Raw genomic sequence first — 12,976 nt, forward strand, 5'->3', positions numbered from 1 at the left:
CGAATTGGTCGAAAGTCTCTCGTGTGGGTGGGGGTCCGGCGGTAGCCTGAGCGGAGGACCGTGGAAGGTGGCGCGAGGAAACATGAGCACTGAGACCATCGCTCGGCAGTGCACGCTGTGCGAGGCGCATTGCGGCATTCTGGTGACCGTCGAGGACGCCCAGGTGACACGGATCGAGGGCAACCCCGACGACGTGTTGTCGAAGGGCTACATCTGTCCCAAAGCCACCGCGATGGCCGGCCTGCACCACGATCCCGACCGGCTGCGCACCCCGGTGAAGCGCGTCGGCGACGAGTTCGTGCCGATCGGGTGGGACGAGGCGTTCGCCGAGATCGGGCAGCGGCTGCGCGCGGTGCGCAAAGAACACGGGTCGCACGCGATCGCGATGTACCTGGGCAATCCCGCGGCGCACAGCTCCTCGGTGCTCTATGGCGTACTGCTGCGCGTCGCCCTGCTCACGCGCAATTTCTTCACCGCCTCCTCCATGGATCAGTTCCCGCAGGAGTTCGCGGCCTGGCAGATGTACGGGTCGAATCTGCTCATGCCGGTGGCCGATATCGACCGCACCGATCGGCTGGTGATCCTCGGGGCGAATCCGGCGGTGTCCAACGGTTCGGTGACCACGATGCCGGGCGCCAAGCAGCGGATCCGCGCGGTGCGCGATCGTGGCGGCGCGGTGGTGGTGATCGATCCCCGGCGCACCGAGACCGCGCGACTGGCCGACGAGCACGTGGCGGTCGCCCCGGGTGGGGATCTGTATCTGCTGCTGGCGATGCTGCATGTGCTGGTGACGGAGAACCTGTGCGACGAGCGTGCGGTGCGGCAGTTGTGTTCGGGCTGGGACGAACTGCGTGCCCTGGTGGCCGAGGTGACTCCCGAGGCGATGGCCGGGCCCGCGGGCGTGGACGCGGAGACGATTCGTCGGCTGGCGCGCGAGCACGCCGCGGCGAGTTCGGCGGTGCTGTACGCCCGAGTCGGGGTGTGTCAGCAGGTGACCGGGACGTTGACGCATTGGCTGGTGAACACCATCAACGCCGTGACCGGGAATCTGGATCGGCCGGGTGGGCAGATGTACTCCACTCCCCCCGTCGACGCGCCGGCCTTCGCGCGGTTCCTCGGAGTCGGGTACGGGGCGTGGACGGATCGCTCGGGCGCCTACAAGTCGTTCCGCGGTGAGCTGCCGGTGGCCGCGCTGGCCGAGGAGATTCTGACCGAGGGGCCCGAGCGGGTCCGGGCGATGGTCACCTACGCCGGTAATCCCGTGCTGTCCACGGCGCAGGGCGGTCGGTTGACCGCGGCGCTGGAATCGCTGGATTTCTATGTGGCCGTGGATATGTACATCACCGAGACGACCCGGCACGCCGACATCATCCTGCCGCCGGTCTCGCAGCTCGAGCGTGAGGATCTGAGCATCCTGTTCCCGGTGTTCAGTGTCCGCAACAATGTGCGCTTCGATGCGCGGGTGTTCGAGCCGCCGGCCGATGGGCTCGAGGACTGGCAGATCCTGGCGCGGTTGGTGACCGAGGTGCTGCCGTTGCCGGTGCGTCGGTTCAGCGGCCGGGTGATGAACGCGATGTTCGGGGTGGCGTCGCCGATGCGGTTGACGGGGTTGGCGATGGCGACCGGTCCGTACGGGGTGTTGCGGCGCGGGCGTCAGGGCGTGACGGTCGCGAAGCTGCGGCGCACGCCCGGTGGTGTGGATTTCGGTCCGTTGCGGCCGCGGTTGCGGTCGATCATCGCGACGAAGGATCGCAAGGTGCATGTGGCGCCGGAGGAATTCGTGCGCGCGGCTCGGGATCTGGTTGCCGAGGCGGCGGCGGGGCGGTCGTTGACGGCCGCGCCGGACGGGTTCGATCTGAAGTTGATCGGTCGGCGTCATCTGCGCAGCAACAATTCCTGGCTGCACAATCTGCCGTCGATGGTGAAGGGCCGGGCCCGGTGCACGGCGTTGATGCATCCCGACGATGCCCGGGCGCGCGGCCTGACCGCTGGTGACCAGGTGGAGGTGACCTCGGTGACGGGGTCGATCGTGGTGGCGCTGGAGGTCAGCGACGAGATCCGCGCCGGCGCGGTGGCGGTGCCGCACGGGTGGGGGCATCAGGAGGCCGGTGTCGGCTGGTCGGTGGCGGCGTCGCTGCCGGGGGCGAATGCGAACCTGTTGCCCGATCCGACGTTGGTCGACCCGTTCTCGGGGGCTTCGGCGGTGAACAACACATGGGTGCGGGTCGTCCCCGCCGGGGTCGGTGTGGACTCGGAGCCGGGCGCGCAGGTGAGTACGGGGAATCCGGCCTCGGTGTGAGCCGTTCGGCGGCCGAACCGGAAGGGAAATCCCCACCTGTGTGGCCGCGCGGGGGGCGAGCCGGCGGCGCGGAAGTCAGTCGCGAGTGTAGGAGTAGATCAGGCGCTTGTACTGGGTGAGCAGGTCGTCGAGCGAGGTGCCGTCGCCGCCGCCCGCGGCGATCTGCTGGTAGCCGACGAGCATGGCCATGCCCATCGAGGTGACCACGGTGGCGGTGTCGTCGTCGCCGAGGACGTTTCGGACGGCTTTGTGGACGGTGCGGCGGCGGGATTCGTCGACGCGCTTGAGGGCGAGGTTCACCGATTCGTCGTTGGCGGCCCAGGCGCGGATGGCGGCTTCGGCGGCGTGGTGCAGACCGAGGGCGAGGTCGGCCATGGCGGTGACGTCGTCGTCGGGGTTGCCCTGGTTGAAGTTTCGGCCGCGCAGCAGCAGGATCTGGCGGTTCTCCCAGTGTTCGAGCAGGGTGTCGACGAAGCCCTGCCAGCTGCCGAAGTGGTGGTAGAACGAGCCGCTGGTGACGCCGAGTTTGCGGCATAGGACGCCGATGTTGAGTCCTTTGAAGCCGAGTTCGGCCAGCACCTCGAGAGCGGTGTGGAAGTACTGCTCCTTGGTGACCACTCGTGACATGCGGTGCCGTTCTGTTCGTTCGGGTGGGGTGTGGGAGAAGCAGGTCGAAGGCTACCGCATCGGGGCCGGGGTCGGTCGTGAATCCTGTAGTGCGCGTGCGCAACCCCGCACATTTCGGGCCCCCGCAATAACAGAGCGCTCGCTCTGTTATTGTGCTGCGTATGCCCCGCCCCCGTGTGCACGACCCCGATGTCGTGCTCGATGCCGCCGAAGCGCTCGCCGCGCGTTCGGGTCCTTCGGCGGTGACGGTGCGCGCGGTGGCCACGGCGACCGGGATGTCCAACGGCGCGCTCTATCACACGTTCGGTTCCCGCGCGGGTCTGCTGGGCCGGGCCTGGTTGCGGGGTGCGCACCGATTCCTCGAGCTTCAGCGTGAACTCGCCGACACTGCCGGTTCGGATCCGGTGGAGGCCATCGTCGCGGCCGCGGAGGCGCCGAGCGTGTTCGCCGAGCGCTTCCCCGCCTCGGCCCGGCTTGTGCTCACCGTGTCCCGCGACGAACTGCTCGGCGCCGAGCTGCCTGCCGAGCTGGCCGCGCAGATCGCCGCGACCGAGCGGCAATTGGTCGATCTTCTGATCGGCCTGGCGGTGCGCCGGTGGGGCAGGCGGGATCGCCGCGCGGTGGAAGTCCTGACCACCTGCCTGGTCGATCTGCCGACCGCGCTGCTGTTGCGCCGAGACCGGTGGGCCGACCCGCTGGCGCGCCGACAGTTACGGGCCGCCGTCCGAGCGGTCCTGTCCATCCCACCACCGGCCGTCACATCTGCCGACATCACACCATCGGAAAGGGAAAACCTGTGACCACCCTCGATATTCGCGATTCCATCGCCGTGCTCGACCTCGGCGGCGACGAGAACCGCTTCTCCCCCGCCTTCCTCGAGGAGGTCAACACTCACCTCGACACCGTGCTCGCCGAGGGGGCGCACGCGCTGGTGACCACCGCGACCGGCAAGTTCTACTCCAACGGCCTGGACCTGGAATGGCTGGGCGCCAATGCCGATCGGATGCAGTGGTACGTCGGGCAGGTGCAGGCGCTGCTGGCGCGGGTGCTGACCTTCCCGTTGCCGACCGCGGCCGCGGTGAACGGTCACGCGTTCGGGGCCGGCGCCATGCTGGCGATCGCCCACGACTATCGGTCGATGCGCGCGGACCGGGGCTTCTTCTGTTTCCCCGAGGTCGATATCCGCATCCCGTTCACCCCCGGTATGGCGGCGCTGATCCAGGCGAAGCTGACCCCGAAGGCTCAGATCGCGTCGATGACCACCGGGCGCCGCTTCGGTGGCGCGGACGCGGCCGCGATCGACCTGGTGGACGCGGCCGTCGCCGAGGACGCGGTCACTGCCGCCGCGCTCGACATGGTCCGGCCGTTGCTCGGCAAGGACTCCGGCACCATGGGCGCGATCAAGAACACCATGTTCGCCGGCGCCGTCGCCGCTCTCACCGAGGGCTGACCGGGTGGGGCGCGGGTCCGCAACGAGGGGTGCGGACCCGCTCGCGCCGGTAGGTTCGACAAGCAGTGGCCCGCACCGTGGCGGGTCGCAGCGAGGAGGTCCGCACATGTCCGAAGCCGCCACCCTGCAACGCCGGGGCGCTGTCGCAGTCATCACCCTCAACCGCCCCGATGCCATGAACGCCGTGGATTCGGCGCTGTCGAGGGCGGTGGGGGCCGCTCTGGAGGAACTGGCAGGCGATCCCGAACTCCGCGTCGGCGTCATCACCGGCGCGGGCCGGGCGTTCTGCGCGGGCGCCGACCTCAAGGCGCTGGCGCAGGGGCGCGATATCGGTGATCCCGAGCATCCCGAATACGGATTCGCCGGACTGGTCCAACATTTCATCGACAAGCCGCTCATCGCCGCAGTCAACGGATTCGCCCTCGGCGGCGGCACCGAGATCATGCTCGCCTGCGACCTGGCGGTGATGAGCGCCGAGGCGACACTCGGTCTGCCCGAGGTCAAGCGCGGCCTGGTCGCCGCCGCGGGCGGTCTGCTGCGGCTGCCGCGTCAGATTCCGCAGAAGATCGCCCTCGAGATGGCCTTGACCGGCACGCCGATCGACGCCGCGACAGCCCTGCAGTGGGGGCTGGTCAATCGAGTGGTGCCCGCTGACGAGGTGCTGGCCGTGGCGCTAGAGCTGGCCGAAACCGTCGCGGCGAACGCGCCGCTGGCGGTGCGCGCGTCCAAGCGGATCATCCACAAGGCCGCCGATTTCGGGTCGGACTGGGATGCGCCGATCTGGCAGATGAATCTCGAGCAGACCATGCCGGTGTTCATGAGCAAAGACGCCGCCGAAGGGCCGCGCGCGTTCGCCGAGAAGCGTGCGCCGCGGTGGCGGGGCGAATAACCAGTCTCCTGGCGGCCGGAGGCGTCCCCTGCCGGAGGTTTGCTGTCGATAAGCTGGTGTCATGGCGCCGCCCGCACCGATGCTGGCCACCGCAGGGACCCCTCCCGCCGATCCGAGCGGGTGGGCCTTCGAGATGAAATGGGACGGCATGCGCGCCGTCGCCGACACCACCTCCGGTGCATGCGTGCTCTACAGCCGCAACGCCAAGCAGGTGAGCGACTCCTTCCCCGAGATAACCGACGCGGTGACACAGCGGGTCGCCGCCGAGCGTGCGGTGCTCGACGGGGAGATCGTCGCACCCGGCGGGGAACACGGCGCGCCGTCGTTCTCCCGGTTGCAGCGCCGCATGCATGTGCGGACGCCTTCGGCGCAGCTCATCCGTGAGGTGCCGGTCCTGTACATGATCTTCGACCTGCTCATGCTCGACGGCAGCCCGACCGTCGGCCTGTCCTTCGCCGAACGTCGTGCGCTGCTGGACCGGCTCGACCTGGCCCACCCGCCGCTGCAACTCTCCCCCGTGTGGACCGATGTCGATCCCGAACGGCTGGCGGCCGACGCCGCCGACCACGGACTCGAAGGCATCGTCGCCAAGCGTCTCGACTCCCCGTATCGGCCCGGTGCGCGCAGCCGCGCCTGGATCAAGATGCCGCTGCGCAAGACGACCGAAGCGGTGATCGCCGGATGGTTGCCTGGGCAGGGGTCCGTGGGCGGGTCGTTCGGTTCGCTGATTCTCGGCGCCTACGACGACGAGGGGCTGTTGGTGCACATCGGCAATGTCGGCACCGGCTGGAAACAGCGCGATCGCACCCTGCTGCGCGCCCGCCTCGACGAGCTCGCCCGGTCCGACTCGCCGTTCGACCTGCCCGTGCCGCGTGCGATCGCGTCCTCCGCGCACTGGGTGCGTCCTGAACTGGTCGCCGACATCGAGTACCGGGAAGCCACCTCCGAGGGGCTGCGGCACCCGAGCTGGCGGGGACTGCGCATCGACAAGAATCCCGACGAGGTCCACTCGCCGATCAGCTGAGCAGAGCCGGCTCGTGGGGTCGGAGGAGTTCAGCCGTCCTCATGAGCTCTGCGGCACGAAGATGCGCACCTTGTCGCCGTCGTCTCGAACCAGCGCGGTGGGTGGTTGCCTGGCGATCAGGAAGACTTCGACGTAATCCCCAGCCGACCCGGCGAAGTTCAGTGCCGTCAGAACGTATGCGGTGAGCCGATAGTCGGTGGGGAGGGTGAAAACAGCGGCGAGCAGGGCAAGGCCCCAGAGGATGCTCGGCGCCGAGGCCACGAGCACTGTGTCACGCCGGGTGAGATAGGCGTGGTTTCCGGTGGTCACGAAGGGAAACCGCACGGCGTAGGTGGGGCGTACCCGGGTCAGCAGTTGCAGGACGACCCCGTGCGTGACCTCGTGCACGGCCAGATAGACCAGGCACGCGAGCAGTGTCACCGCGACGGTGACGACCGAGCTCCAGCTCGAGGTGAGCGGCAGGTCGAGCAGCGGCACCGCCGCGATGGCGACGCCGGCCACCACCGCGAAAATCCCCTGGACGGCGAAGGAGAACTTCCTGTCCCTGCCGAGATCCACCGTTCGATGGATGCGGTAGTCGGCAGGAAGTTCTGCGGCGCTTCGCAACCGGGCTTCACCTCGCATACTGTCTCCTTCCGGGCTCGTGGCGACAGCAGTCGCGAAGATACCGGAGCCGGCCGAGCCCATCGCGCTGAACGCGCCGCCGACGGTGCGCGCGTCGAAGCGGATCATCCACCAGGCCACTTGTCCGACCGGCGGAACCGACCGCCTCACGAAATCCCGGTAGCCTCGAGAATGACGAGAGCAGTCCGATTTCGCCGGAGACGAAGTGAGGGAGCGGCGCCATGACCGATGCGCCGTCGGCGCCGAAGGCACCGTGGCATGAGCGCATACGCTCTCGAGGCCAGTTGGTTTTCCTGATCGCCAGCGTGACCGCCCTGGCAGCCGGTGGTGTCGCGTGGCTGGCGGATGCTCGTGACGTCGCCGATGCCTGGTGGATCGCTGGGACTGTAGTCGCCATCGCGCCGGCCGTATGGTGGGTGATCGACGCGCTGCGCCGCGGCCGGATCGGGGTCGACCTGATCGCGGTGCTCTCCCTGGTGGGCACATTGCTGGTCGGCGAGTATGTCGCCGGTGCGCTGATCGGTGTCATGTTGGCCTCCGGGCAGGCGCTCGACGCGGCCGCGGAACGCCGCGCCACCAAGGATCTGCGGTCCCTGCTCGAGCACGCTCCGCGCACAGCCCGCCGCCGAGTCGGCGACGAGTTGGAAGTGGTGCCGCTGGCCGAGGTCGCTCCCGGCGACACCTTGGCCGTCGGGCCGGGCGAGGTGGTCCCCGTCGACGGCTGGCTCACCTCCGAACTGGCGGTACTCGACGAATCCGTGCTCACCGGCGAGCCGATGCATGTGCAGCGCCGGACCGGGGAGGCGATGCGCAGCGGCGTCGTCAACGCCGGCGGAGCGTTCGAGATGCAGGCGCGCGCCACCGCCGAGGACAGTACCTACGCCGGTATCGTGCGCCTGGCCCGCGAGGCCGCTGCCGAGAGCGCCCCGGTGGTGCGGATCGCCGACCGGGTCGCCGCCTGGTTTCTGCCCGTGGCGCTGGTCATGGCCGGGCTCGCGTGGCTGCTGAGCGGCTCGGCCACCCGTGCCGTCGCCGTACTCGTGGTCGCCACCCCATGCCCCTTGCTGCTCGCGGCGCCCGTCGCGATCGTCTCGGGACTGTCTCGGGCTTCGCGCCTGGGGGTGGTGATCCGCAGCGGCGGCGCGCTCGAGAACCTCGGGCACGCGACAACGCTGGTGATGGACAAGACCGGCACGCTCACCAGCGGTCGTCCCACCAGCGCGGACATCGTCACCGCCCCCGGCGGCGACGCCGCCGAAGTGTTGCGGCTGGCCGCTTCCGCGGATCAACTCTCCCCACACGTGCTCGCCGAGGCGATCGTGCAGGAGGCGAAGATCCGGGGGCTGGCCCTGTCGATGCCCACCGACGTCGACGAGCAGGCCGGTTCCGGTGTGGCCGCCACCGTCGACGGCCGCCGGATCACCGTCGGCACCCTCACCCTGCCCACCGACGCTCCGGGATGGGCTCGGGCGGTGCATAATCGTGCCGCCCTCGACGGCGCCGTGATCGCGTGGATCACGGTGGGTGGCGATCTCGCGGGCGCGCTGCTGTTCGTGGATCCGTTGCGGCGCGACGCCTCCCGCACCCTGCGGCGGCTGCGCTCGGCGGGACTGAACCGGCTGGTCATGCTCACCGGTGACCGGCGCGAGCCTGCCGAGGAGATCGGCTCCGTCCTCGGTCTGGACAGGGTGTACGCCGAGCAGTCCCCGGCCGACAAGGTCGCCGGTGTGCGCGCCGAGCGGGAGTCGGCGGTGACGGTGATGGTCGGCGACGGTGTGAACGACGCGCCCGCGCTCGCCGCCGCGACTGTCGGTGTCGCCATGGGCGCCCGCGGTTCGACGGCGAGTTCGGAGAGCGCGGACATCGTGCTCACCAGCGACCGGCTCGACCCGCTCGCCGACGCGATGGAGATCGCGCGCCGCTCACGCCGCATCGCCGTGCAGAGCGCCACTGTCGGCATGGGGCTGTCGCTGATCGCGATGGGGTTCGCCGCGTTCGGATATCTGCCTCCGGCGGCGGGCGCACTGCTGCAGGAGGGCATCGATGTCGCGGTCATTCTCAACGCCCTGCGTGCGCTGCGCGGTGACCGAGCGCGCGAGCTGAACCTGCCCGAAGACACCGAGACGATGCTGCACAGGTTCTCCGCCGAACACGACGAGCTGCGCGATGAGTTGTCGCTGCTGCGCGAGGCCGCCCAGTTGCTCAGCTCCGGTGACCTCGTCGCCGCTCATGCGGCACTGCGCCGCGCCGACGCGTTCTTGTTCGACACGCTGTTGCCGCACGAACGCGCCGAGGACAGTGAGCTGTACCCCGCCCTGGCGGCGCCGCTCGGCGGTGGGGAGGCAACCGCGACGATGAGCCGCATGCACGCCGAGATCGATCGGCTCAGCCGTCGGCTGCGCGCGCACCTCGCGCAGGCCGATGAGGCGGGCGGCCTGCGGGCCGACCAATGTGACGACTTGCTCGCCGCCCTGTACGGGCTGTATGCGCTGCTCAAGCTGCACTTCGTACAGGAGGAAGAGAACTATTTCACCCTGGCGCCCGAGGGCGGAGGTACCGGCTAGCCACCGGGTGCGTGGAGGGCGGGTCCGCCGGTGCATGGCCGTGGTCGAGCGGAGACCGTTGTCGAACGGGTGGGACCGAATCGGGTGAGGCGGCACGCCGACACGAAGCGGGTCGCTGGTCGCCGAGCGTCTTGGCGGCTTCGGACAGCGTGCGCGCCGGGATCAGCACCGCGGTCTCGATGTCGGCGCGTGCGGGCGCGTGGTGGATGTCGGCGGCAGCGTCGGAGTACGGCCGCAAGATCGAGTGCGGTAGGGTCGCAGAAGGTGCGCCGGGAAGTCTGGTCGGCAAAAATGTGATCTTGTTGTCGAACCGGAGGCCCCTGTGTCCGCACTCTTTGGCTCTGTCCCCGTCTGCCCGGCCGGTAGCGATCGTCGATCGACGCAGTGACCGATTCTGCAGTCACCGATTCTGTAGGGACCGATTCTTCGGCGGAGGACCTGTCTCGCGCTCCCGTTGATCACGTCCCGTAGTCGGCGCGACGCCGTGCGTGTTGCCCCGCAGCGGTGATCGCCCGCCCAGTGCCGAGAAGCGCGGCGGGTTACTGCGATCACCGCGACCTCGTCCCCTCCCCGCCGACCTCCGAGGATTTGTGTTGTCGAGTACGTCTTCCGGTCCCCCCTTCCTGTCTCGCGGTTCGTGGCAGGAATCTCGTCGCGTAGCCGAGATCCTGCGTAAGGAAACCGTCGGCGGTGTGTTGCTGCTGATCGGCGCCCTGGCCGCGTTGATCTGGGCCAACACCGCCTGGGCCGATTCCTACCTGGCATTGCGCGACACCACTGTCGGTCCGGCGGCGCTGCATCTGGACCTGAGCCTGGGGACATGGGCCGCCGACGGGTTGCTCGCGGTGTTCTTCTTCGTCGTCGGTGTCGAGCTCAAACGTGAATTCGTCGAAGGCAGTCTGCGGGATCTGCGTCGCGCGGCGATGCCTATCACCGCCGCACTCGGTGGCATGGTGGTCCCGGCGCTGATCTTCGTGGCGATCAATCTGCGCGGCGGTGCCGAGGCGTTGAACGGGTGGGCGATTCCGACGGCGACCGACATCGCCTTCGCGGTGGCGATCCTCGCCGTGATCGGCAGCCGGTTGCCCTCGGCGCTGCGGACCTTTCTGCTCACCCTCGCTGTGGTCGACGACCTGCTCGCGGTGACGGTGATCGCCGTGTTCTACACCGATGAGGTGAACCTGCTCTACCTGGGCGCGGCGTTGCTTCCGCTGGTGGCGTTCGGTGTCGCGCTGCGTCGTGGCGCGGGCGCGCGGTGGTGGCTGCTGCTGCCGGTGCTGCTGCCCGCGGCGGCCCTCACCTGGTGGCTGGTGCACGAATCAGGGGTGCACGCCACCATCGCCGGTGTGCTGCTCGGGTTCATGGTCCCGGTATCGCAGATGGTCGGTGGGAAGGAGATCGCCGTCGCCGAGCAGATCGAACACCTGATCCGGCCGATCTCCGCGGGAGTCGCGGTCCCGGTGTTCGCGTTCTTCGCCGCAGGCGTCACGGTCGGCGGGCTCACCGGGCTGACCGACGCCCTCACCGACCCGATCTCCGCGGGCGTGATCGCCGGGTTGGTGCTCGGCAAGGTCGCCGGCATCTTCGGGGTCAGCTACCTGATGGCCCGGTTCACCCGCGCCCACCTCGACGACGAGCTCAGCTGGCTCGACGTCCTCGGTGTTTCGCTGCTCGGCGGCATCGGCTTCACGGTGTCGCTGCTGATCGGCGATCTCGCCTTCGGCGCCGGCACCGTCGCCGCGGACCACGTCAAGGTCGCCGTCCTGTGCGGCTCGCTGCTCAGCGCCCTGCTCGCCTCGGTGGTGCTCACCGTCCGTAACCGCGCCTACCGCACGATCGCCGCGCTGGAACAGATCGACGCCGACGGAGACGGGATCCCGGATGTCTACCAGAAGCGGTGATGCCCTAGTGGCACCGAAACCACCACCTGGCACGTCACTCTGCCGACCATGTCGAGGAGAAGATCGTGAACTGGACCGTTCTGACAGTCTTCGTCGTCGTGTGGGTGCTGATCGGGCTGGCGACCGGCCTGTGGATGGCCCGGCGGGGACACGATGTTCGCTGGACGCTCATCGCGGTCATCCTCGGGCCGTTGTTCGTGCCCATCGCCTACGAGCGAGCCGAACGCGGTCCACGCTCTGTGGAGGCGAAGCCGGTCGGCAGATGGGAAGCCGCCACCAGCGACGCGGGTGAGCTGCGTGTGATGGTCGGATACGACGGCTCCGCCCAAGCTCAGCATGCTCTGCAAGCCGCGCTGAGCTTGTTCGGCTCCGGCAAGGGCGTGCTCGAACTGGTCGCCGTGGTGTCCTACGACGATGAGACCGATCCCGATTCGGCCGTGCTGCACACAGCGAAGCAGAAGCTGGCCGAGGTGGCTGCGGCGGTGCAGGAGGCGCCGGTCGGCTATGCGATTCTGGCCGGGCCGCCGGGGCAGTGCCTGCGTTGGTTCGCCGAGGACCAACGCGCCGATGTGGTGGTGGTCGGGAAACGTGGCCGCGGCATGTCGACCCGGATGCTCGGCAGCGTCACCGAATACCTCACCGCACACTGCGATGTTCCTGTCCTGGTTGTCGGCTCGTCGGATTCCGCTTCCGGGCCCTTGGATGTGGCGGCCTCGTCGGTGCGGTTCGAGTACCTGCCGACGGGTTCGGCGCGGACAGAGGAAGAGCCGTGACGAGAGGACGTCAGCGCAGGAAGATCACTTCGACGAGGACGAAGGCCGCCACCGCGAAGATCAGGTAGGCGAACCACGTCTGTAGTCGGCGGGTGTCGGCCTTCTTGCCGAAGTGGCCCGCGACGAGTGATCCGCCGATGGCGGTCGCGGTGAACACCGCGACGAGCACCCAGTCCAGGTCGAGGTTGCCGAGGTAGGCCAGCAGCCCGGATCCGGAGTTGGCGGTGACGATCACCAGCGAAGTGCCGACAGCTACCGACATCTCGATGCCCAGCAGCAGCACCAGCGCGGGGATGATGAGGAACCCGCCGCCGACGCCGAAGAGTCCGGTCAGGAATCCGACGCCGAGGCCGGCGGGAACGGCGCGGGAGGTGCATCGGCGCCAGTTGACGGTGGAACCCTCGACACGGCAGGCGGTGCCGACGGATTCGGATTTCGACAGCATGCGGATTCCGGCCGCGATCATCACGATGGCGAAGCCCGCGAGGGTCAGCGCCGGAGGCAGGAGCCGGTTCACCGCGCTGCCCGCGAACGCGGCGAGCAGTCCGGCGACGGCGAACACGCCCGCGACGCGCCACTGGACCTGTCCTGTGCGGATTTTCGGGATGGCGCCGAACAGCGAGGCGATGCCGACCACGATCAGCGACATCGGGACAGCTTGTCCGAGCGGGATGCCGAGGCCGTAGACGAGCGCGGGCACGGCCAGGATCGATCCGCCGCCGCCGAGCAGGCCGAGCAGGATTCCGATGACAGCACCCAGCACCACGGCGACGAGGATCGTCATGGGTGTCTCCTGGGGTGTGAGGGTGCTGCGGGGTCATCGGT

Annotated in this window: 11 protein-coding genes; 8 read left to right on the forward strand and 3 right to left on the reverse strand. The window is 69.1% G+C overall.

The window, feature by feature from the left end; all coding sequences use genetic code 11:
• The first annotated feature begins 82 nt into the window (after window positions 1-82).
• Entirely contained in the window at window positions 83-2,299 is a 2,217-nt protein-coding gene (locus tag NS3_RS09065) for a molybdopterin oxidoreductase family protein (protein ID WP_067856658.1), read from the forward strand.
• A 75-nt stretch (window positions 2,300-2,374) separates the two neighbouring features.
• Here the strand turns inward: NS3_RS09065 and NS3_RS09070 are convergent, their stop codons facing one another.
• On the reverse strand, window positions 2,375-2,926 hold the full coding sequence (locus NS3_RS09070; protein WP_067856661.1) for a TetR/AcrR family transcriptional regulator: 552 nt from the start codon (window positions 2,924-2,926) through the stop codon (window positions 2,375-2,377).
• Window positions 2,927-3,087: 161 nt separating this feature from the next.
• On the opposite strand from NS3_RS09070, the gene NS3_RS09075 reads away from it, so the two are divergent.
• The 4 genes from NS3_RS09075 (at window position 3,088) to ligD (ending at window position 6,289) form a co-directional block, all read left to right on the forward strand.
• Complete coding sequence (locus tag NS3_RS09075; RefSeq protein ID WP_067856664.1) at window positions 3,088-3,726, forward strand: TetR family transcriptional regulator; 639 nt, start codon at window positions 3,088-3,090, stop codon at window positions 3,724-3,726.
• Window positions 3,723-4,376 (forward strand): enoyl-CoA hydratase-related protein, encoded by a 654-nt coding sequence (locus NS3_RS09080; protein WP_067856667.1) that lies wholly within the window; start codon window positions 3,723-3,725, stop codon window positions 4,374-4,376. Before NS3_RS09075 ends, NS3_RS09080 begins: the two co-directional genes overlap by 4 nt.
• Before the next feature lie 106 nt (window positions 4,377-4,482).
• On the forward strand, window positions 4,483-5,265 hold the full coding sequence (locus tag NS3_RS09085; RefSeq protein ID WP_067856670.1) for a crotonase/enoyl-CoA hydratase family protein: 783 nt from the start codon (window positions 4,483-4,485) through the stop codon (window positions 5,263-5,265).
• A gap of 61 nt (window positions 5,266-5,326) precedes the next feature.
• A complete protein-coding gene (gene ligD, locus NS3_RS09090; RefSeq protein ID WP_067856673.1) occupies window positions 5,327-6,289 on the forward strand; it encodes a non-homologous end-joining DNA ligase in 963 nt (320 codons plus the stop codon).
• A gap of 39 nt (window positions 6,290-6,328) precedes the next feature.
• Here ligD and NS3_RS09095 read toward each other — a convergent pair whose 3' ends face one another.
• Complete coding sequence (locus tag NS3_RS09095; protein WP_067856904.1) at window positions 6,329-6,913, reverse strand: DUF3267 domain-containing protein; 585 nt, start codon at window positions 6,911-6,913, stop codon at window positions 6,329-6,331.
• A 221-nt stretch (window positions 6,914-7,134) separates the two neighbouring features.
• Between NS3_RS09095 and NS3_RS09100 the strand changes: the two genes are divergently transcribed.
• The 3 genes from NS3_RS09100 to NS3_RS09110 all read left to right on the forward strand — a co-directional run bounded on the left by NS3_RS09100 (window position 7,135) and on the right by NS3_RS09110 (window position 12,151).
• A complete protein-coding gene (locus NS3_RS09100) occupies window positions 7,135-9,477 on the forward strand; it encodes a heavy metal translocating P-type ATPase (protein ID WP_067856676.1) in 2,343 nt (780 codons plus the stop codon).
• A 593-nt stretch (window positions 9,478-10,070) separates the two neighbouring features.
• A complete protein-coding gene (gene nhaA / locus NS3_RS09105) occupies window positions 10,071-11,378 on the forward strand; it encodes a Na+/H+ antiporter NhaA (protein WP_084495200.1) in 1,308 nt (435 codons plus the stop codon).
• A gap of 65 nt (window positions 11,379-11,443) precedes the next feature.
• A complete protein-coding gene (locus NS3_RS09110) occupies window positions 11,444-12,151 on the forward strand; it encodes a universal stress protein (protein WP_084495202.1) in 708 nt (235 codons plus the stop codon).
• 10 nt (window positions 12,152-12,161) lie between these two features.
• Here NS3_RS09110 and NS3_RS09115 read toward each other — a convergent pair whose 3' ends face one another.
• Window positions 12,162-12,935 carry a sulfite exporter TauE/SafE family protein gene (locus tag NS3_RS09115; protein WP_067856679.1) on the reverse strand — a complete coding sequence of 258 codons (774 nt, stop codon included), beginning with the start codon at window positions 12,933-12,935 and terminating at the stop codon, window positions 12,162-12,164.
• Window positions 12,936-12,976 lie beyond the last annotated feature (41 nt).

Origin of the sequence: Nocardia shimofusensis NBRC 100134 (genome assembly GCF_001613125.1) — a bacterium.
GTDB classification, from domain to species: domain Bacteria; phylum Actinomycetota; class Actinomycetes; order Mycobacteriales; family Mycobacteriaceae; genus Nocardia; species Nocardia shimofusensis.

Excerpts from the sequence above, each read along its gene's own strand:
- ligD (WP_067856673.1), top strand. The coding sequence starts at position 5,327 with ATGGCGCCGCCCGCACCGATGCTGGCCACCGCAGGGACCCCTCCCGCC.
- NS3_RS09070 (WP_067856661.1), bottom strand. The coding sequence starts at position 2,926 with ATGTCACGAGTGGTCACCAAGGAGCAGTACTTCCACACCGCTCTCGAG.
- NS3_RS09085 (WP_067856670.1), top strand. The coding sequence starts at position 4,483 with ATGTCCGAAGCCGCCACCCTGCAACGCCGGGGCGCTGTCGCAGTCATC.
- NS3_RS09075 (WP_067856664.1), top strand. The coding sequence starts at position 3,088 with ATGCCCCGCCCCCGTGTGCACGACCCCGATGTCGTGCTCGATGCCGCC.
- NS3_RS09115 (WP_067856679.1), bottom strand. The coding sequence starts at position 12,935 with ATGACGATCCTCGTCGCCGTGGTGCTGGGTGCTGTCATCGGAATCCTG.
- NS3_RS09095 (WP_067856904.1), bottom strand. The coding sequence starts at position 6,913 with ATGCGAGGTGAAGCCCGGTTGCGAAGCGCCGCAGAACTTCCTGCCGAC.
- NS3_RS09100 (WP_067856676.1), top strand. The coding sequence starts at position 7,135 with ATGACCGATGCGCCGTCGGCGCCGAAGGCACCGTGGCATGAGCGCATA.
- NS3_RS09065 (WP_067856658.1), top strand. The coding sequence starts at position 83 with ATGAGCACTGAGACCATCGCTCGGCAGTGCACGCTGTGCGAGGCGCAT.